This is a genomic window from Duganella sp. GW821-FHT07F09 (assembly GCF_059418705.1).
In genome coordinates, this window is record NZ_JBWKQJ010000012.1 from 176,539 (window position 1) to 194,597 (window position 18,059).

Annotated in this window: 18 protein-coding genes; 13 read left to right on the forward strand and 5 right to left on the reverse strand. The window is 65.3% G+C overall.

Features of this window, described 5'->3' with window-relative positions:
* Positions 1 to 56: 56 nt before the first annotated feature.
* Positions 57 to 473 carry a DUF1330 domain-containing protein gene (locus AC07P1_RS27675; protein ID WP_494698858.1) on the reverse strand — a complete coding sequence of 139 codons (417 nt, stop codon included), beginning with the start codon at positions 471 to 473 and terminating at the stop codon, positions 57 to 59.
* Between the two features lie 205 nt (positions 474 to 678).
* Between AC07P1_RS27675 and AC07P1_RS27680 the strand changes: the two genes are divergently transcribed.
* The 5 genes from AC07P1_RS27680 (at position 679) to AC07P1_RS27700 (ending at position 4,900) form a co-directional block, all read left to right on the forward strand.
* Positions 679 to 1,323 (forward strand): TetR/AcrR family transcriptional regulator, encoded by a 645-nt coding sequence (locus AC07P1_RS27680; RefSeq protein WP_494698859.1) that lies wholly within the window; start codon positions 679 to 681, stop codon positions 1,321 to 1,323.
* A gap of 168 nt (positions 1,324 to 1,491) precedes the next feature.
* Positions 1,492 to 2,145 (forward strand): protein-L-isoaspartate O-methyltransferase family protein, encoded by a 654-nt coding sequence (locus tag AC07P1_RS27685; protein ID WP_494698860.1) that lies wholly within the window; start codon positions 1,492 to 1,494, stop codon positions 2,143 to 2,145.
* A 14-nt stretch (positions 2,146 to 2,159) separates the two neighbouring features.
* Positions 2,160 to 2,483: a rhodanese-like domain-containing protein gene (locus AC07P1_RS27690; protein ID WP_494698861.1), complete on the forward strand. Its 324-nt coding sequence runs from the start codon at positions 2,160 to 2,162 to the stop codon at positions 2,481 to 2,483.
* Between the two features lie 85 nt (positions 2,484 to 2,568).
* Positions 2,569 to 3,912, forward strand: a complete 1,344-nt coding sequence (locus tag AC07P1_RS27695; RefSeq protein WP_494698862.1) for a TolC family outer membrane protein — start codon at positions 2,569 to 2,571, stop codon at positions 3,910 to 3,912.
* Between the two features lie 208 nt (positions 3,913 to 4,120).
* Positions 4,121 to 4,900: a hypothetical protein gene (locus AC07P1_RS27700; RefSeq protein WP_494698863.1), complete on the forward strand. Its 780-nt coding sequence runs from the start codon at positions 4,121 to 4,123 to the stop codon at positions 4,898 to 4,900.
* Positions 4,901 to 5,124: 224 nt separating this feature from the next.
* Here the strand turns inward: AC07P1_RS27700 and gloA are convergent, their stop codons facing one another.
* The 4 genes from gloA to AC07P1_RS27720 all read right to left on the reverse strand — a co-directional run bounded on the left by gloA (position 5,125) and on the right by AC07P1_RS27720 (position 7,787).
* Complete coding sequence (gloA, locus tag AC07P1_RS27705; RefSeq protein WP_330923657.1) at positions 5,125 to 5,532, reverse strand: lactoylglutathione lyase; 408 nt, start codon at positions 5,530 to 5,532, stop codon at positions 5,125 to 5,127.
* Positions 5,533 to 5,603: 71 nt separating this feature from the next.
* Entirely contained in the window at positions 5,604 to 6,035 is a 432-nt protein-coding gene (locus AC07P1_RS27710) for an OsmC family protein (RefSeq protein ID WP_494698864.1), read from the reverse strand.
* A 93-nt stretch (positions 6,036 to 6,128) separates the two neighbouring features.
* The gene (locus tag AC07P1_RS27715; protein ID WP_494698865.1) at positions 6,129 to 7,463 is read right to left on the reverse strand and encodes a PQQ-dependent sugar dehydrogenase; all 1,335 of its coding nucleotides are present in this window, start codon (positions 7,461 to 7,463) and stop codon (positions 6,129 to 6,131) included.
* A gap of 72 nt (positions 7,464 to 7,535) precedes the next feature.
* Positions 7,536 to 7,787 carry a hypothetical protein gene (locus tag AC07P1_RS27720; protein ID WP_494698866.1) on the reverse strand — a complete coding sequence of 84 codons (252 nt, stop codon included), beginning with the start codon at positions 7,785 to 7,787 and terminating at the stop codon, positions 7,536 to 7,538.
* A gap of 135 nt (positions 7,788 to 7,922) precedes the next feature.
* Here AC07P1_RS27720 and AC07P1_RS27725 point away from each other — a divergent pair, with 135 nt between their 5' ends.
* From AC07P1_RS27725 to hemH, 8 genes are all read left to right on the forward strand, one after another.
* The gene (locus AC07P1_RS27725) at positions 7,923 to 8,918 is read left to right on the forward strand and encodes a DUF3667 domain-containing protein (RefSeq protein ID WP_494698867.1); all 996 of its coding nucleotides are present in this window, start codon (positions 7,923 to 7,925) and stop codon (positions 8,916 to 8,918) included.
* A gap of 175 nt (positions 8,919 to 9,093) precedes the next feature.
* Entirely contained in the window at positions 9,094 to 10,002 is a 909-nt protein-coding gene (locus tag AC07P1_RS27730; protein WP_494698868.1) for an NAD kinase, read from the forward strand.
* Between the two features lie 17 nt (positions 10,003 to 10,019).
* Positions 10,020 to 11,672 carry a DNA repair protein RecN gene (gene recN / locus AC07P1_RS27735; RefSeq protein ID WP_494698869.1) on the forward strand — a complete coding sequence of 551 codons (1,653 nt, stop codon included), beginning with the start codon at positions 10,020 to 10,022 and terminating at the stop codon, positions 11,670 to 11,672.
* A 313-nt stretch (positions 11,673 to 11,985) separates the two neighbouring features.
* Positions 11,986 to 13,911, forward strand: a complete 1,926-nt coding sequence (locus AC07P1_RS27740; RefSeq protein ID WP_494698870.1) for a hypothetical protein — start codon at positions 11,986 to 11,988, stop codon at positions 13,909 to 13,911.
* A gap of 100 nt (positions 13,912 to 14,011) precedes the next feature.
* Complete coding sequence (locus tag AC07P1_RS27745) at positions 14,012 to 15,982, forward strand: hypothetical protein (protein ID WP_494698871.1); 1,971 nt, start codon at positions 14,012 to 14,014, stop codon at positions 15,980 to 15,982.
* 166 nt (positions 15,983 to 16,148) lie between these two features.
* Positions 16,149 to 16,346: a hypothetical protein gene (locus AC07P1_RS27750; RefSeq protein ID WP_494698872.1), complete on the forward strand. Its 198-nt coding sequence runs from the start codon at positions 16,149 to 16,151 to the stop codon at positions 16,344 to 16,346.
* On the forward strand, positions 16,343 to 16,762 hold the full coding sequence (locus AC07P1_RS27755; protein WP_494698873.1) for a type II toxin-antitoxin system VapC family toxin: 420 nt from the start codon (positions 16,343 to 16,345) through the stop codon (positions 16,760 to 16,762). The genes AC07P1_RS27750 and AC07P1_RS27755 overlap by 4 nt, the downstream gene beginning before the upstream one ends.
* Positions 16,763 to 16,846: 84 nt before the next feature.
* A complete protein-coding gene (hemH, locus tag AC07P1_RS27760; protein WP_494698874.1) occupies positions 16,847 to 17,956 on the forward strand; it encodes a ferrochelatase in 1,110 nt (369 codons plus the stop codon).
* The last annotated feature ends 103 nt before the right edge of the window (positions 17,957 to 18,059 follow it).

An 18,059-nucleotide genomic window follows, 5' to 3' on the forward strand; every position in this document is an offset into this window, starting at 1 on the left:
CGGGTTATCCCGAGCGCCGCTGTGTCCGGTGGCAGTCGTGGCCATCCGATTGAATCTTAATGGGGTTTCCCGGCTGGACTCAACCCTTCGGCCAGCACGACCAAGCCTTCGGTCGATCCGACACGCAACTTCTTTGCCTCGGTGTACTCGGCGGAATAGTAGAAGCGCTCGGCCTCGGCCATGTTGGGAAACTCGGCGATGACAGTCACCGCCTGCGCGTTCCCCTCAAGCTTGCGCGTGTTGTTATCGAAGACGATGACCTTGACGGCGTACTTCGGGGCAAGCGCGTTGGCGGCATCCAGGTACCGCTGGAACATCGCCTGGTCACGGATCACGTAATTACCGATGAGGTAGGCGCGCGCCGTCGCCTTGGCTGAAGCGGCCGAAGCTGGCTGCGCTTCCTGCGCCTGTCCCGTGGCCGTGGCGAACGCGATGGCGACTCCGAGGACTGTGCGTGCAATGAGGTTGTTCATAGTGTTTCCTGTTGAGTTACTGGTTGATCCAGCACTCAGTATCCCTGTCGATCAAGAAATACGTTTGCCGTTTCCGACCGCGTTTTTGCCTGATCTAAGGTTTCCTCAGCAACATCAATCGTGACTATCAGCCCAAGCCCGCTTGACGCTGCGGACCCTTGCGCTTATATTAATGACTTATAAGTAAGTTAAATGAAAACCACCCATGCAAGCCTCTCAAGACACCAAGCCACGCTGGGAGCGGCGCAAGGACGCGCGGCCGCAGGAGTTGCTGGCCGCCGCACTGGAGCAGTTCGTCGAACGTGGCTATGCCGCCACCCGTCTTGAAGACGTGGCCAAGCGCGCCGGCGTGTCCAAGGGCACCCTGTACCTGTATTTCACCAACAAGGAAGAGCTGTTCAAGGCCGTTGTGCGCGAGAACATCGTGCAAGCCATCGGCGAGGCCGAGCAGGACGCGGCCGTGTTCGAAGGCCACAGCGGTGAGCTGCTGCGCACCATCCTGATGGCCTGGTGGGACGAGATCTGCACCACCCACCTGGCGGGCATTACGAAGCTGATGCTCTCCGAAGGCCACAATTTCCCCGAACTTGCCAAGTTTTACAACGAAGAGGTGGTCAAGCGCGGCAGCGACCTGATCACCAGCGTGCTGGTGCGCGGCATCGGCCGGGGCGAGTTCCGGCCGGTCGATCCGGCCGTCATGACGCCGGTCTTGATCGCTCCGGTGATGATGTTGATGATGTGGACCAACTCCTTCATGCCGGCCTGCGAGATGCCGGCGATCGATCCGCGCGCCTTCATGGACACCTTCATCGGCACCACCTTGGGCGGGCTGGAAGCGGTCGCCCCGTGAGCGGCCCCGTGGCGTTTTCCGTCCAAGTTGCCAATTTGGTAGGTTCATCCCCCTTAAACTGCAGACTGTCGCAATTTTCCGCGATATGGCCGTCAACTCGTTAATATGTGCCTCCATGCCAGTTCAACGATAAAATGACGGATTATTTAATCCCGACCGAGTCATAAGATGAATATCGAACAAGCCCGTTTCAACATGATCGAACAGCAAATCCGTCCTTGGGACGTCCTCGACCCGGACGTTCTGGAGCTGTTGCACGTGGTTAAACGTGAGAATTTCGTACCCGCCGCGCACAAGGCGCTGGCCTTCGTCGACGCCGAGATCCCGCTGCCAGGCGGCGAATCGATGCTGATGCCTAAGATCGAGGCGCGCCTGCTGCAGGATGTGAACCTGAAAAAGCACGAGAACGTGCTCGAGATCGGCACCGGTTCCGGCTACATGGCCGCGCTGCTGGCGCACAAGGGCCGCCACGTGACGACGGTGGAAATCTCGCCGGAACTGAATGCGCTGGCGGAAAAGAATTTGGCCGACAACGGCGTGACCAATGTGAAGGTCGAGCTGGGCAACGGCGCGCAGGGCTGGCCGAACGGCGCCCCGTATGACGTGATCGTCGTGTCGGGTTCGCTGCCGGTGCTGCCGGAGTCGCTGTTGCAGCAGTTGAAGGTGGGCGGACGCCTGGCCGTCATCATCGGCCAGGCGCCGGCGATGAAGGCGCAATTGATTACCCGTACCGGCGAAGCCGGCTACGACACGCGCACCTTGTTCGAGACCAGCGTCAAGCCGCTGGCCTCGGCGACGACGCCGTCGGCGTTCCAGTTTTAAGCGACGGGCGGCGTATGCAGCATATTACCGCTCCGGAACTGGCCGCGTGGCTGGCCGACCAGGCGCGTCCCAAGCCGGTGTTGCTGGACGTGCGCGAGAATTGGGAATTCGAGACTTGCCGCATCGACGGCGCGGTGCAGATCCCGATGAACACGATACCGGCGCGCATCGACGACCTCGATGAGGACGCCGAGATCGTCTGCATCTGCCACCACGGCGCGCGCAGCCTGCAGGTGGCCGCCTTCCTGGAGCGTAACGGCTTCGGCAAGACGGTCAACCTGACCGGCGGCATCCACGCGTGGGCCTTGCAGGTGGACCCGGCGATGCCGAAGTACTAGCGGCGATCGACGCGGCAGGCGCGGCGCCAGGGTGGCAGTGTTTTTGATTTGATCAACTTTTTTGACGACTCCAACGGAGAATGCAATGCAGAGACCCCTTATCGCCGTGCTGATCACCAGCGCCTTTTTGACGCTCAACGCACAGGCGGCCGATCTTCTTCAAGTCTATCAGCAAGCGCTCGCGAACGACGCCACGTACGCCAGCGCCCGCTCTTCGGTTGAAGCTGGTCGCGAGCGGATCACGCAAGGGCGCTCCGGCCTGCTGCCGACCATCAGCGCCAATGGTTCGAACACCCGCAACACGGGCGACTTCACGCCGTTCAATGTCGGCCAGGTGGACGTCATCGGCGGCGTGCCGGTCGTCGCCAACAAGCGCAACACGGATTTCCATTCCAACACCTATACCGTGGCGCTGTCGCAGCCGCTGTTCAACTGGGGCCTGTGGCAGACGTATCAGCAGAGCAAGTTGTCGCAGGCGCAGGCCGAGGCCACGTTCGCCCAGGCGCGCCTGGACTTGATCACCCGCGTGGCGCAAGCTTATTTCGACGTGCTGACGGCGCAGGACAACCTGACCTCGACCCAGGCGCAGAAGGTAGCGACCACCGAGCAGCTGGCCTCGGCCAAGCGCAACTTCGAGGTCGGCACTCAGACCATCACCGATACCCACGAGGCGCAGGCGGCCTACGATCTGGTGGTGGCGCAGGAGTTCGCCGCCATCAACGATCTGGACAACAAGCGCACCGCGCTGCAGGTGATCATCGGCCAGGCGCCGGGTGAACTGGCGCCGCTGCGCGTCGGCGTGACCATCGCAGCGCCGGAGCCGGCCGCCGTCGATCCGTGGATCAGCTCGGCCGAAGGCCAGAACTTCGCCGTCATCTCGGCCCAGCTGTCGCTGGAGATCGCCAAGCGCGAAATCTCGCGCAACCGCGCCAACCACTTGCCGACCGCGAACCTGATCGCCCAGACCCAGCACACCAGCCAGACCGCGTCCGGCACGCAGAAGGGCAACGCCATCGGCGTGACCTGGAACATTCCGATCTTCAACGGCTTCGGCATCACCAGCAAGGTGCGCGAAACCATCGCGCTGGAAGATAAAGCGCGCAACGACCTGGAATCGACCAAACGGCTGGCGTCGCAAAACGCGCGCCAGGCCTTCCTCGGCATGAACAGCGGCCTGGCCCAGGTCAAGGCGCTGGAGGCGGCGGAATTGTCGAGCAAGTCGTCGCTCGATTCGAACAAGCTCGGCTACCAGGTCGGCGTGCGGATCAACATCGACGTGCTGAACGCGCAGCGCCAGCTGTACGCGACCCAGCGCGACCTGTCGCGGGCGCGCTACGACACCATCATGAACGGCCTGCGCCTGAAGTCGGCCGCCGGCACGTTGAAGGAAGAGGATCTGGCGCCGGTCAACGCGTTGTTGGCGCGTTAAACCTCCCCATCTCTTTGAAAATGCCGGTTCGCCGGCTGAGCCGCTCAGTGGGATTGGGCGGCTTTTTCTTGTCTACCGATTCGGCGAAGTTGCGGGACGAACGTCGGAAGGACCTTTGGAGTGCTTGAACGCGCACAACCACCACCTTGACAAGCTTGACCTGCCTGACATGCCTGCATATACTTCATGCTCTATTGGAGGAATAGCCATGTCTTCTACGGTCCTCAAAAAAGCATCTGTGTCCTCCGCATACCCGACGAGCCTTTTCGAGCAACTGGCCGGCCTGTTCGCCTCCCCATCTACAGGCAGTAAACTGAAACTGAAGTCCAAACAGTTGGATGCTTCGTTGAAAGCTCTACAGGGCGCTCCGGCGGATGAAGTTGCCGCCGTGAGTCATATCCTGGAACAGATTTCGGCACGCGTGCTCGAGCTTAGCGAAAATACCGGGAGTCTGAACAACGCGCGCGGACGCGGTAAGCTGAAAACGTCGGTAGCGGAAGAGAAAACCGCTAAAAATGAAGATTCGATCGTTCGCAGCGTCTTAGCCGGAGGGCGAAAAGAGTCGGTAGAACCGACTGCGGAGCAACAGCAGGCAAACGCGGAGATAATGGCGAAGTTGCGCCGGGAGGCTGCCGCAGTGTGCCAGCGGCGTATCGAGTGCAAGGAGCTGCTGCCGCCAAAAGAGTTTCAGGAAGCCTTGGGCATTAGCAGGCAATCAATCAATGAGGCAGTAAAGGCGCGCCGCATGTTCGCACTCCTCGGCCCTGCCGGCGAAAACTACTACCCGGCATTCTATGCCGATGGCGATCTACACCGGCGTGACCTCGAAAAGGTTGCGAAAGTACTGGGGGACGTGCCGGCAGCGTCCAGATATCACTTCTTTACAAGCAAATCGACGTATCTTGGGGCTGCCACGCCGCTTGAGGCGCTCAAGAAAGGCCGGCTGGGCGATGTGTTGATTGCGGCGGCGGCTTTCAGGGAGCGCTAATTGTGGCCAGGCTGCTGCCGCCTGGCGCAAATTTTTCCAAGCTGCCTCTCGACATTCAATTACTGAATCCGTCGGTGTGAATGACAGCGTGGCCGTTGTGTTGTTCGAGCGGGATCCGAAAAACCCGCTCCCGCTAAAGCCATCAAGCCCAGTCAGACTGTGTGCGCATCCGGAGTTCGCGGCAAGCGCACATCACTTGCGGCTCAGCGGCACCTGAGGCGCAGTTATAACCCCGCGCCCTGGCCGTCGAAACTGCGCTCGATCAATTCGATCTTGTAGCCGTCCGGGTCGGTGACGAAGGCGATCACCGTCGAGCCGCCCTTGACCGGGCCCGGCTCACGGGTGACGGTGCCGCCGTTGGCGCGCACCGCCGCCGCCGCCGCGTAGATGTCGTCGGCCGAGATGGCGATGTGGCCGTAGGCGTTGCCCATGTCGTAGCTGGTGGTGCCGTAGTTGTACGTCAGCTCCAGCTCGGCATGGTCGGGATTGGAACCGTAGCCCAGGAACGCCAGCGTGTACTTGTACTCCGGGTTGTCACTGGTGCGCAGCAGCTTCATGCCCAGCACTTTGGTGTAAAAATCGATCGAGCGCTGAAGGTCGCCGACTCGCAGCATGGTGTGCAAAATACGCATCGTGGTCTTTCGTTGGTGAAGTGAGAAACCGGGATTCTATGCGTTTTGCCGCATCCCTGCTTGCCCCGGCGTCAGCCCTGCAATTGCGCGTCGAGCGTGATCTCGGCGTTGAGCAGCTTCGACACCGGGCAGTTCAGCTTGGCCTTGAGGGCCGCCTCGTCGAATTTCTTCTGGTCGGCGCCGGGTATCGTGGCCACCAGGTTCAGGTGCACCTTGGTGATGGCGAAGCTGCCGTCGACCTTGTCCAGCGTGACCGTCGCCGTGGTCGCCAGATGCTTGGCCGTGATGCCGGCCTCGGCCAGGATGCCGGACAGCGCCATCGTGAAGCAGCCGGCGTGGGCCGCGCCGATCAACTCTTCCGGATTGGTGCCGGGGCCGTCCTCGAAGCGGGTGTGGAAGCCGTATTGCACGCCATCCATGGCGCCGCTCTCGGTGGAGATCTTACCGGCGCCGTCCTTGAGGCCGCCGCTCCATACTGCCGATCCTGCGCGTTCGTTGCTCATGATGTTCTCCGTGTGTTGGTCTGTCGATGGGAGTGTCATCATGGCGGCAGTGTGCGGCCGAGTCCGTTCGCTTCCGCACACTGACGCCGCCCGCTAGCGCGCCGCCGTTTTGGCGGCGGCCGGCGCCACGCGCCAGATGATGTTGCCCACGTCGTCGGCCACCAGCAGCGCGCCGGCCTTGTCGACCGCCACGCCCACCGGCCGGCCCTGCGCCTTGCCGTCCTTGTCGAGGAAGCCGGACAGGAAGTCCTGCGGCGGCCCCGACGGCTTGCCGCCGCTGAACGGCACGAACACCACCTTGTAGCCGCTGTGCGGCTTGCGGTTCCACGAGCCGTGCTGGCCGATGAAGACGCCGCCCTGGTAGCTCTGCGGGAACAGCTTGGCCTCGTAGAATGCCAGCCCCAGCGAAGCCGTGTGGCCGCCCAGCGCGTAGTCGGGCGCGATGGCCTTGGCCACCAGCTCCGGCTTGGGCGGCTTGACGCGGGCGTCGACCTTCTGGCCGAAGTAGCTGTACGGCCAGCCGTAGAAGCCGCCGTCCTTGACCGACGTCATATAGTCGGGCACCAGGTCGTTGCCCAGTTCGTCACGCTCGTTGACGGCGGTCCACAGGGTTTTGGTTTGCGGCTCCCAGCCCATGCCGTTGGGATTGCGCAGGCCGGTGGCGAACAGGCGCGACTTGTTGGTGGCCAGGTCCAGCTCCCAGATCGCGGCGCGGCCTTCCTCGACGTCCATGCCGTTTTCGCCGACGTTGCTGTTCGAGCCGACCGTCGCGTACAGGAATTTGCCGTCCGGGCTGGCGATGATGTTCTTGGTCCAGTGGTGGTTCAAGGTGCCGGCCGGCAAGTCCATGACCTTGACGCCGGGCGCGGTGATGCTGGTTTCGCCTTCCTTGTACGGGAAGCGCACGATGGCGTCGCTGTTGGCCACGTACAGGTTGTTGCCGACCAGCGCCATGCCGAACGGCGAATTCAAGCCCTTGAGGAAGACCGTGCGGGTCTGCGCCACGCCCTTGGCGTCGAGTCCGCGCAGCAGGGTGATGCGGTTGGCCGACTCGGTCACGGCACCGGCCTTTTTCATCTGGTGCTTCATGACGGCGCCCTTGATGCCCTTGCTGTCGTCCGGCTTGGGCGGGGCGTTGGTTTCGGCCACCAGCACGTCGCCGTTGGGCAGGGTGTAGACCCAGCGCGGATGGTCGAGCCCGCGCGCGTAGGCGGTGACGGCGAAGCCGGCGGCCGGCTGCGGGGTTTCCTGCGCGGTCCAGCGGTCCACCGGGGCGACGTTGACGGTGGGGATCAGCGATTTGTTTGGCTCCGGTAGCGCCGGGTTGGGGCCGTAGCCGACCGGGTAGGAGGCGCTTTGCGCCAGCGCCACTTGGGGCGCCAGCACGGCGCCGAGGATCAGAAGTGCGCTTGCGGTGGTGTTTTTCATGATGATGTTGTGACCCTGATGACTTGAATTGTTATATTGGTTGTGTGGAGCGGACGCTGGTTTGGTCGCCCTTTAATCACGTTTGGTGTGCGGTTGCGGCCGCGCCGTGGCGTCGCGCGGCACCGGCGTCTTGATATGCTCGACACCAGGTTTGTTGCGCGCGTCGGTGTCGACCATGCCGCTGTCGACGTCGGCGGCGGCCTGTTTCCCAACGGTACGCGGTTCGATGTCCTGGTCGTCGGGCGACTCGTCGCGCTCGTGCGGCAGGCGATCCTGGCCATCGTTTTTTACTTTGGCGTCGGTGTTGATTTGTTTGTCCTTCATCATGTTCTCCCTCGTGTCGTTGTTGTAACGATATTAGCGAGTTGGTTTTCCGTCGGTCGCTAGATTGAATTTCGACAACATCGGCGGGAACTCGTTTATCATTTAGTCTACTTTTCCTCCACCAGGATTGATCGCATGAGCACTGCCGCACATTCCCTCCCGGACAGCCACGCGCCGGCCGGCCGTTGCCCCAACTGCGAGGCGGTGCTCACCGGCGCGTTTTGCGCCAATTGCGGCCAGGAGGCCCACCTGCACCACGCCAGCACCCGCGAATTCCTGCACGAGTTCATCGGGCATTACGTGGCGATCGAGGGCAAGCTGTGGGGCACGATGTCGCGCCTGCTGTTCCGCCCGGGCGCGCTGACCAACGAATACATCCGTGGACGCCGCGTGCGCTTCGTGCAGCCGCTGCGCATCTATCTCACGCTGAGCCTGCTGTTTTTCGCGGTGCTCAAGTTCACCGGCGGTTTCGAGCCGGTGCTGGAGGAGAAGGCGGCGAGGCCCGAGGCCGCAGTGGCGTCCGCTCCGGCCACCGTGGCCGATGCCGACTTGGTGAAAAGCAAGTCGGCGGCCGAGGCGGCCATCGCCGCCATGGAACAGGATCTCAAGGCCGGGGTGCCCGAGGTGAAGGAAAACAAGCCGGCCAAATCGGACAAGCAATTCGGCCCCGAACAGATCGACGACATGCTCAGCGGTTGGCCGCGCCTGAGCCGCCAATGGCACGCGTTCGACGCGCTGCCGCAGGAGCGGCAGCAAAAGGTGTTCGCCGACGCCTTCTATAAATACGCGCCGTACGCGATTTTCTGCCTGATGCCGGTGTTCGCGCTGTTCCTCAAGGTCTTGTACCTGGGATCGGGGCGGCGCTTCGGTGAACACGTGCTGTTCGCGCTGCACACCAACGCCTTCGCCTATTTCGTCTTTTGCGTCATGCTGCTGGTGAGCGTCGGCATCATCCAGTTCCTGCTGTGGTGCTGGCTGCTGCTCTATCTGCCGTGGGCGATGCGGCGGGTCTACCACCGCAGCCGCTTCGGCACTTTCTGGCGGTGGGCGGTGTTGATGGTGTCCTTCATGATCTGCATCTTCGTCGCGAGCGCGCTGAGCGCGGCCAGCGGCATCATGACTTTGCATTGAGACGGCAGCGGTTCAAATGCGGGCCGGTGCTTGCAGTCTGGCGGCCCGCACACTATACTGCGGAAAATACTGTCTAAACGTACAGTAACGGGTGGGCCGACGGGTGATGGCAGAAGCCGGCGTTATGGGTTACCCTGCTGCGTGTCGTCGATCCCACCTTTTTGCCGAGACTTTTATGACCGCCACGCACGCCGATTTTCAAACCATAGCACTGGCCGTGCGCCCCAACACCGACGGCATCGCCGACTCGGTGGGCAGCGTGGTCGACTTCCTGCGCCGGGGCGGACGCACGGTGGTGTTCGAGGAGCAGACCGCCGAGCACCTGACGGGCGGCTTCGAAGGCGTGCGCGTGATGAGCGCCAGCGAGATCGGCGCCGAATGCGACGCCGCCATCGTCATGGGCGGCGACGGCACCATGCTCGGCATCGCGCGCCAGTTGGCCCCCTTCGACGTGCCGCTGATCGGCATCAACCAGGGACGCCTCGGCTTCATGACCGACATCCCGCTCGAGGGCATGCTCGACGTGCTGGCCAAGATCCTCGGCGGCAGCTACAAGGCCGAACGCCGCACCCTGCTCGAGGGGCGGGTGCGCCGCGACGGCAAGGACATCCACTTCGGCCTGGCCGTCAACGACGTCGTCGTCGCGCGCGGCGCCGGCGCCGGCATGGCCGAATTGCGGGTCGACGTCGACGGCCACTTCATGTACAACCAGCGCTCCGATGGCCTGATCATCTCCACCCCGACCGGTTCCACCGCGTACGCGCTGTCGGCCGGCGGCCCGCTGCTGCATCCGAGCCTGGGCGGCGTGGTGCTGGTGCCGATCGCGCCGCACGCGCTGTCGAACCGGCCCATCGTGCTGCCCGAGTCGAGCCAGATCGTCATCGAGATCGTGCGCGGGCGCGATTGCAGCGTGAACTTCGACATGCAAACCTTCGCCAGCCTGCAAACGCAGGACCAGATCGTGATCCAGCGCTCGCCGCACGCGATCACCTTCCTGCATCCGGAGGGCTGGAACTACTTCAACACGCTGCGCGAAAAGCTCCACTGGAACGAGTATCCGTCGGGCGAAGGCAAACTCAATTAACCATTCTCCAGGCATCCATGCTCCGTACCCTGTCCATCCGTGATTTCGTCATCGTCGACTCGATAGAACTGGAATTTTCCCCCGGCTTCACCGTCTTCACCGGCGAGACCGGGGCCGGCAAATCGATCCTGATCGACGCGCTGACCCTGGCGCTGGGCGGTCGCGGCGACGCCAGCGTGGTGCGCGAGGGCGCGGCCAAGGCCGACATCACGGCCGATTTCGCCGTCAGCGAGCAGGCGCGCGACTGGCTCGCCGCCAACGAGTTCTCGGTGGAGGAGGGCGGCGCGCTGCTGCGCCGCGTGATCGACAACGCCGGCCGCAGCAAGGCCTACATCAACGGCATCGCCGCCACCGCCTCGCAGCTGCGCGAGCTGGGCGACATGCTGGTCGACATCCACGGCCAGCACGCGCACCAGTCGCTGATGAAAACCGAGGCGCAGCGCCTGCTGCTCGACGGCCAGGCCGGCGCGGGCGCCGACGTCAAGGCGGTTGCGGCCAGCCACAAGGCCTGGCGCGCGCTGGCCAAACAGCTGCAGGAATTCGAAACCAACGCCGCCAACGTGCTGTATGAGCGCGAACGCCTGGAGTGGCAGGTCAACGAGCTCGAAAAACTGGCCGTCAAACCGGGCGAATGGGCCGAGGTGACCAATGAGCAGAGTCGCCTGTCGCACGCCGCCAGCCTGCTCGAAGGCGCGCAGGAGGCGCTGGCGGCGCTGTCGGAATCGGAGGACCATCCTATCCTGTCGCAGCTGTCGTCGCTCAACCAAAAACTCGGCAAGCTGGCCAACATCGACACCGGCCTGCAGGCCATCGTCGACCTGATCGAGCCGGCGCGCATCCAGCTGCAGGAGGCGGTGTACGCGATCAACGATTACCTCGACCGCGTCGACCTGGACCCGGAGCGGCTGCGCCAGGTGGAGTCGAGGATGGAGGCGATCCATTCGGCCGCGCGCAAGTTCCGCGTCACCGAAGAAGATCTGCCGGCGGAGCACGCGAAACTGGCCGAGCGCCTGACGCAAATCGCCGACGCCAGCGACATCGAGGGCCTGCGCAAGCAGGAGGAAAAACTCAAGGCGGCCTACATGGACGTGGCCGGGCGCCTGAGCGCCACGCGCGCGCAGGCCGCGCGCCAGCTGGGCGAGGCGGTCACCAAGGCGATGCAGGAACTGAACATGACGGGCGGGCGTTTCGAGGTCGCGCTCAACGCCGGCGAGCCGAGCGCGCACGGCCTGGAGCAGGTCGAGTTCCTGGTGGCCGGGCACGCCGGCGTGGCCGCGCGGCCGCTGGCCAAGGTGGCGTCGGGCGGCGAACTGGCGCGCATCTCGCTGGCCATTTCCGTCATCACGTCCAACGCCACGACCACGCCGACCTTGATCTTCGACGAGGTCGACAGCGGCATCGGCGGCGGCGTGGCCGAAGTGGTCGGCCGCCTGCTGCGCCGCCTGGGGCAGGAGCGGCAAGTGCTGTGCGTCACGCACCTGCCGCAAGTGGCCAGCCAGGCCGGCCAGCACTTCCAGGTCGCCAAAGGAACTTTGGACAACGGCAAGACCGCCTCGCGCATCGACGTGCTCGACGCCAAGGCGCGAGTGGAGGAAGTGGCGCGCATGCTGGGCGGCCTGGAGATCACCGCCACCACGCGCAAGCACGCGCGCGAGCTGCTCGCCTCCTGATTCCGGTAACTTCTGCCTACTTCTAAATCACGTAGGGCGGATTAGCGAAGCGTAATCGGCCATCTCCGAGCCGTCGGCGGCGCATAGATGGCGGATTACGGCGTTCCGCCTAATCCGCCCTACGAGATTCTTCTTCCCAACCTTGCCCTAAAGACCGGCACCGCTGTCGCCGGTACGTTTGCGCCTCGTCAGCGCCGCCCCGCCGCGTGCGCCTAGAGTTGAAGGCAGCACCGGAGACGCGTTCCCGACGCGATCCGTGTGGCCGCAGTGCAAGCGCCTGCTTGCGCGCATCTTCTTGCAAGGAGAAGCCATCATGCAACTTCAATCGATCCGCAGCACCGGAGCGCACCGCCGCTTCATCGCCGCCGCCATCGCCGTCTTGTTCACGTCGCTGCCGTCGTGGGCGGCCGAGCCGCAAGCCAAGCCCATCGACCAGCAGCGCGCCAGCCTCTACACGGTGATCAACCTGGGGCCGGAGCTGGCCAACGCCGTGCTCAACGAGCGCGGCCAGGTGGCGTTCACCGGCTTCAACGCCCCCGATACCGTCAGCCGCTTCTTCGACGGCGAGCGCATCTGGCCGATCGGCCCGACGGCGGGCGGCTTCACGTTTGTGTCCGGATTGAACGACCGTGGCGTGGTGGTGGGCTCCACGAGGAGCGAGACGGAGATGGACCCGCGAGCGTTCTCCTGGACGCTGGCCGGCGGCATCCGCTTGCTGCCCGGCGCCGTGCCGTCGGCCGCGCTCGACATCAACGAGCGCAACGAGATCGTCGGCTGGGTCTCGGCGCCCGACGTGCCCGCGCGCGCCATCCGCTGGAATCCGGACGGCAGCACGACATTGTTGGGGCCGCTCCCCGCCTCGGTATCGGAAGGAACCGCCATCAACAACCGTGGTGCCTCGACCGGCTACACGACGGTGGCCAACGGCGACATCCACGCCCATGCCACGTTCTGGGACCGGAGCGGCGCCCAGACCGACCTGGGCCCGTTCGACGGCGGGGACGGATTCGGCCTGCGCATCAACGAACGTAACGAAGTGGCCGGCGTGTTCAACTACCCGGCCACCGGCCGCATCGAGGGTTTTTTCTGGAGTCGTGAGACCGGGACCGTGCGCATCGATGCCGGCCCCGGATTCGGACTGGGCGACATCAACAACCGGGGCGAGATCGTCGCCAGCGCCGAGATCGCCGGCCGGCCCCGGGGCTTCTATTGGACCTTGCGGCGCGGCATCGTGCCGTTGCCGCTCGGCTTAGCCACCATCAGCCAGGCGTACGACATCAACGACCGGGGCGAGATCGTCGGCGCGACCGCCGCGGCCGAGGGCGCCCCCTGGCGCGCGGCGCTGTGGCCGTCGTACACCGCCGTGCCGATCGACTTGAACACGCAACTGTACCGGGCGCCGGCGGGCCTGGAATTGCGGGCGGCCTACCGCATCAACGAACGCGGCGACATCCTGGCGGACTCGAACGCCGGCCTGGTCTTGCTGCGCCCCGGCCGGCGCGGCACCGACGCGCCCGTGCTCGGCCCCATCATCGGCCTGCCGGCGGTGGTGGACCTCGGCCAGGATCCGACGATGACGCTCAATTTCTCAGACAGTAACACCGCGCAAACGCACACGGCCAGCGCGGTCTGGACGGACGGTTGCCCGTCGTCGTCGACCACGGTCGGCTCAGGCGGCGGCATCGGCCAGCTACGGCTGCAACATAATTTCTGCGCGGGGGGCTATCACACCGTCAAGGTGTTGGTCACCGATTCGGGCGGGCGCTCCACCGAAATCTGGCGCAACTTCCTGGTCGTGCCGTTCGCCGCGCCCGCGCTCGCCGGCCAAGGCACGCTGGCCGGTGCGGCGGCGGCCGGGGCCGGGGATCGGAGCACCGCGCTTCGCTTTGCGCTGTGGGCGCCGCTGGGCGAGGCGGCCGCCGCCGGCAAGCCGGTGGTCCGCTTCTCCGGTCCGTTCCAGTTCCAGGGCGAGACGGTAACGCTGGCGACATCGACCGACGCCCAGGCCCGGGTGGAGGGCACGGGCCGGCTCAACGGCCGGGACGGCTACCGCTTCGTCCTGGAGGCGGTCGATGGCGGTGCGGGGAACGCCGCCGCCGACCGGCTGCGGGTGCGGGTGACGCACCTCGACACCGCCAGCGGCGCCGAGGTGGTCGACTACGACAACGGCACGCCGGGCGCGGCCGCCGGCGCCGACCGCGCCGCCGTCGCGCAGGGCGGGCTGACGGTGCGCCGTTAGCGGCATCGAGGGTGTGGCGACCGGCGCGCTTGTTCCACGCGAGCCGGTCCCGTCGGCGCAGGCGCCCGCTTGCGCTAATCTTTTGCAAGGAAAATCCATCATGCACACTCCATCGATGTGCGGCATCGGCACGCGCCGGCGCGCCGCGTTAGTGGCGGCGTTGCTCGCGTCGCTGCCGTTCTGGGCCGGCGCGCAAACCACGCCGGCCGAGCCGAAAAACAACCAGGCGGGCCAGATGCACGCCGGCCTCTACACCGTGATCAACCTGGGACCGGAGCCGACCGCGGCGCTGCTCAACGAGCGCGGCCAGGCGGCGTTCACCGACGAAGATTTCCCCAACACTAGCAGTCGCTTCTTCGACGGCGACCGCATCCGGCCCATCGGCTCGCTCGGCGGCGGGTTTACGTCGGTGCTCGGATTGAACAACCGCGGCATGGTGGTGGGCGCCTCGACCGGGCCGGCCGAGACCGGTCCGCAGGCCTACGCCTGGACGCCGGCCGGCGGCATGCGCGCGCTGCCGGGACCGCCGCCGTCGGCGGCGCGGGACGTCAACAACCGCAGCGAGATCGTCGGCCAGGTGTCGGGTGCCGACGTCGCCTCGCGCGCGGTGCGCTGGAATCCGGACGGCAGCGTCACCCAGCTCGGCCCGCCGCTGGCGCCGTACGCCCAAGCCAACGCCATCAACCTGGTCGGCTACGCGACCGGCTTCACCAGCGGCGCCAGCGAAGATACCTTGCCGCACGCCGTCTTGTGGGACCGGGCGGGCGCCCAGACCGACCTGACACCGACCCCGGGCGGCTTGGGGTACGGCTTGCGCATCAACGACCGCAACGAAGTGGCCGGCATCATTGCCGACATGCCTTTCGCCAACTTCGATGGTTTGTTCTGGAGCCGGGCCACGGGCACGCTGCGGATAGCCGCCGGCGTCGACTACCGTCTCGGCGACCTGAACAATCGTGGCGAGCTGGTCGGCAGCGCCGAGACGGGCGGACAGCGCAAGGCGTTCCAGTGGACCCTGGGGCGCGGGTTGGTGCGGTTGCCGGTCGACGCGAGCCTGTTCAGCCACGCGGCCGATATCAACGAGCGCGGCGAGATCGCGGGCATGACCTTGCGCGCGACGGGCGAGGGCCGGCGCGCGGTGCGCTGGCCGTCGTTCACCGCCATGCCGGTCGACCTGAACACGCGCCTGTACCGGGCGCCGGCCGGCCTGGAGTTGCTGGAGGCGCTGGCGATCAATGACGGCGGCACGATCCTGGCGAACTCGAACGCCGGGTTGGTCATGCTGCGCCCCGGCCTGCGCGGCACCGATGCGCCGGTGCTGGGCCCGATCGCCGGCCTGCCGACCGTGGTCGAACTGGGCCGGGAACTGGCGCTGACGGTCAACTTCGTCGACAACGCCCGGGCGCAAACCCACAGGGCCAGCGCGATGTGGACCGACGGCTGCGCGTCGCCGGTGCCGACGGTCGCCGAGGCCGGCGGGTATGGCCAGGTGCGGCTGCGGCACCGGTTCTGCGCGGCGGGGGTGTACACCGTCACGGTGGTGGTCACCGATTCGGGCGGGCGCGCCACCGAGTTGCGGCGCCACGTCTACGTCGATGCGCCCGGACTGGCCGCGCTCAGCGGCGCGGGCGCGCTGGCCGGCGGCGTGGCGCCGGCCGGGCGCGGGCGCCACGGGCGTCAACAGGCGCCGTTGCGGTTCGCGCTATGGGCCCCGCTGGACGGAACGGCGCCCGCCGACGGCGCCGCCGCCGGCCCGCCCGTGGCCTGGTTCTCAGGCCCCTTCCACTTCCGCAGCGAGTCGGTGACGCGCGCCACCCTGACCGGCGAGGGGCGTGTGCAGGTGGCCGGCACGGGTCGGCTCGATGGCCGGGCGGGCTATCGTTTCGTGCTCGAAGCCGTCGATGGCGGCGCCGTGCAGGGCGCGGGGCTGGACCGCCTGCGGCTGCGGGTAACGCATGCCGACGCCGCCACCGGCGCCGAAGTGGTCGATTACGACAACGAGCCGGCGCGGCCGCTGGCCGGCGCCGATCGCACCGTCGTGGTGGAGGGCGGGCTGACGCTGCGGCGATAAGGGGAGAGCGGCAGATCGGGAGCTATCGTGGCGCTCGACCGTGCAGGTTTTTCGACTAGCTTGCGAGGGCAATGCATTCACCATACCGATTGAGGTAACTCAATTCAAGATGACTTTTCTCAATGAGGAACGCGCTATCATATGCACTTGCTAGAGAGGTGACGACATGAGCTCAGATACCGATCCCAAACCACCGCGTGAACCGCAGCGCGACCGGCCAGACCTTCCCAAAGAGCGCGGTAAACCCGAACGACGGCGTTTAAAGGCAGGAACCGAACTCGCCGCTTTTGGACGGCTCCACGGCGGCATCGATCTGAAAAACCTGCGCGATCAAACTCCGCCTGAGCCCGCAGAGGTTGAATGATCATCCTGGATACCAACGTCGTTTCGGAGCCGCTGAAGCCAAATGGAGATGTCCGCGTTCAACAATGGCTGGATCAGCAGCCGATTGAAACGCTCTACCTGACGGCGATCAGCCTTTCCGAACTTCTGTTGGGCATTAAATTACTTCCCGATGGCAAGCGCAAGAAGGCGCTGGATATTGGGCTGGGCGTTTTATTGGCGAGATTGTTCGGGCCTCGCATATTTTCTTTCGATAACACAGCGGCTGCAAGCTTTGCCTCATTGATGTGCGGCGCACGCGCTTTGGGCCGTCCCGTCTCGGTCGCGGATGGCCAGATAGCGGCAATTGCGTTCGTCCACGGGTTCTCGGTGGCCACGCGGGATACCAAGCCATTTGAAGCCGTGGGTGTGCATGTCATTAATCCCTGGATTGCTTAGACGGTAGGGGAGGCGGGCAACACAGCCCAGCGGGTTTCTTATCTATAATGGCGGCCTGTCCTATTCAAACCGCCATCGGCCCCCATGACCTTTTCCAAAGAACCTCCCTATAAGCACGGCACCGTCGGCCGCAGCGCGATCGTGCTGGTCAACCTGGGCACGCCCGACGCGCCGACCAGCTCGGCGGTGCGCCGCTACCTGAGGGAGTTTCTGTCGGACCGGCGCGTGGTGGAAATCCCGCGCGCGGTCTGGTGGTTCATCCTGAACCTGATCATCCTGCCGTTCCGCTCCGGCCAGTCGGCCAAGAAGTACGCCACCATCTGGACCCGCGAGGGCTCGCCGCTGAAAGTGCACACCGCCGCCCAGGCGATGTACCTGCTGGGCGCGCTCGGCGAGCGCGGCCACGAGAACCTGACCGTGGCCATGGCCATGCGCTACGGCTCGCCGTCGATCCCCGAGGTGCTGGCCAAGCTCAAGGCCGACGGCTGCGAGCGCATCCTGGTGCTGCCGGCCTATCCGCAGTATTCCGGCACCACCACCGGCTCGATCTACGACGCCGTGTTCCAGCACTACGGCTCGGTGCGCAACATCCCCGAGCTGCGCTTCGTGCGCAACTACCACGACCACGACGCTTATATCCGCGCCCTGCAGAACTCGGTGCTGACCCACTGGGAGGCCAACGGCCGTCCCGACAAGCTGGTGCTGAGTTTCCACGGCGTGCCCAAGCGTACCTTGATGCTGGGCGACCCCTACCACTGCGAGTGCCTCAAGACCGCACGCCTGCTGGCCGCCGCGTTGAAGTTGAAGCCGGAGCAGTACATGGTCACTTTCCAGTCGCGCTTCGGCAAGGCCGAGTGGTTGCAGCCGTACACCGCGCCCACCGTCGCCCAGCTGGCGCGCGACGGTGTCAAGCGCATCGACATCCTGTGTCCCGGCTTCATCAGCGATTGCCTGGAGACCCTGGAAGAAATCTCGATGGAGGTGCGGCACGACTTCGAGCAGGCCGGCGGCAAAGAATTCCACTACATCCCCTGCCTGAACGAGTCGCCCGACTGGATCGCCGCGCTGGGCGAGATCGCCGAGCAGCACATGATCGGCTGGCCGACCCAGATGTCGCCCGCCCAGCACGAGGAGCGCCGCAAGGACGCCGAAACCGGCCGCGCCGCCGCCTTGCAACTGGGCGCCGCCGACTAGGGCCGCGCCGGGGCGCAGCCCCCCAAACCGCTGAAAAAGTGACAACTACACCACACCCGCCCCGTTCCGCCATAATCAGCACTTGCGGTCGGTGAGTGCCAGC

Bases quoted from the DNA above. Each gene is read 5' to 3' on its own strand.
- AC07P1_RS27750 (WP_494698872.1), top strand. From the start codon at position 16,149: ATGAGCTCAGATACCGATCCCAAACCACCGCGTGAACCGCAGCGCGAC.
- AC07P1_RS27710 (WP_494698864.1), bottom strand. From the start codon at position 6,035: ATGAGCAACGAACGCGCAGGATCGGCAGTATGGAGCGGCGGCCTCAAG.
- AC07P1_RS27720 (WP_494698866.1), bottom strand. From the start codon at position 7,787: ATGAAGGACAAACAAATCAACACCGACGCCAAAGTAAAAAACGATGGC.
- AC07P1_RS27695 (WP_494698862.1), top strand. From the start codon at position 2,569: ATGCAGAGACCCCTTATCGCCGTGCTGATCACCAGCGCCTTTTTGACG.
- hemH (WP_494698874.1), top strand. From the start codon at position 16,847: ATGACCTTTTCCAAAGAACCTCCCTATAAGCACGGCACCGTCGGCCGC.
- AC07P1_RS27675 (WP_494698858.1), bottom strand. From the start codon at position 473: ATGAACAACCTCATTGCACGCACAGTCCTCGGAGTCGCCATCGCGTTC.
- AC07P1_RS27680 (WP_494698859.1), top strand. From the start codon at position 679: ATGCAAGCCTCTCAAGACACCAAGCCACGCTGGGAGCGGCGCAAGGAC.
- AC07P1_RS27755 (WP_494698873.1), top strand. From the start codon at position 16,343: ATGATCATCCTGGATACCAACGTCGTTTCGGAGCCGCTGAAGCCAAAT.
- AC07P1_RS27700 (WP_494698863.1), top strand. From the start codon at position 4,121: ATGTCTTCTACGGTCCTCAAAAAAGCATCTGTGTCCTCCGCATACCCG.
- recN (WP_494698869.1), top strand. From the start codon at position 10,020: ATGCTCCGTACCCTGTCCATCCGTGATTTCGTCATCGTCGACTCGATA.
- AC07P1_RS27745 (WP_494698871.1), top strand. From the start codon at position 14,012: ATGCACACTCCATCGATGTGCGGCATCGGCACGCGCCGGCGCGCCGCG.
- gloA (WP_330923657.1), bottom strand. From the start codon at position 5,532: ATGCGTATTTTGCACACCATGCTGCGAGTCGGCGACCTTCAGCGCTCG.
- AC07P1_RS27730 (WP_494698868.1), top strand. From the start codon at position 9,094: ATGACCGCCACGCACGCCGATTTTCAAACCATAGCACTGGCCGTGCGC.
- AC07P1_RS27740 (WP_494698870.1), top strand. From the start codon at position 11,986: ATGCAACTTCAATCGATCCGCAGCACCGGAGCGCACCGCCGCTTCATC.
- AC07P1_RS27715 (WP_494698865.1), bottom strand. From the start codon at position 7,463: ATGAAAAACACCACCGCAAGCGCACTTCTGATCCTCGGCGCCGTGCTG.
- AC07P1_RS27725 (WP_494698867.1), top strand. From the start codon at position 7,923: ATGAGCACTGCCGCACATTCCCTCCCGGACAGCCACGCGCCGGCCGGC.
- AC07P1_RS27690 (WP_494698861.1), top strand. From the start codon at position 2,160: ATGCAGCATATTACCGCTCCGGAACTGGCCGCGTGGCTGGCCGACCAG.
- AC07P1_RS27685 (WP_494698860.1), top strand. From the start codon at position 1,492: ATGAATATCGAACAAGCCCGTTTCAACATGATCGAACAGCAAATCCGT.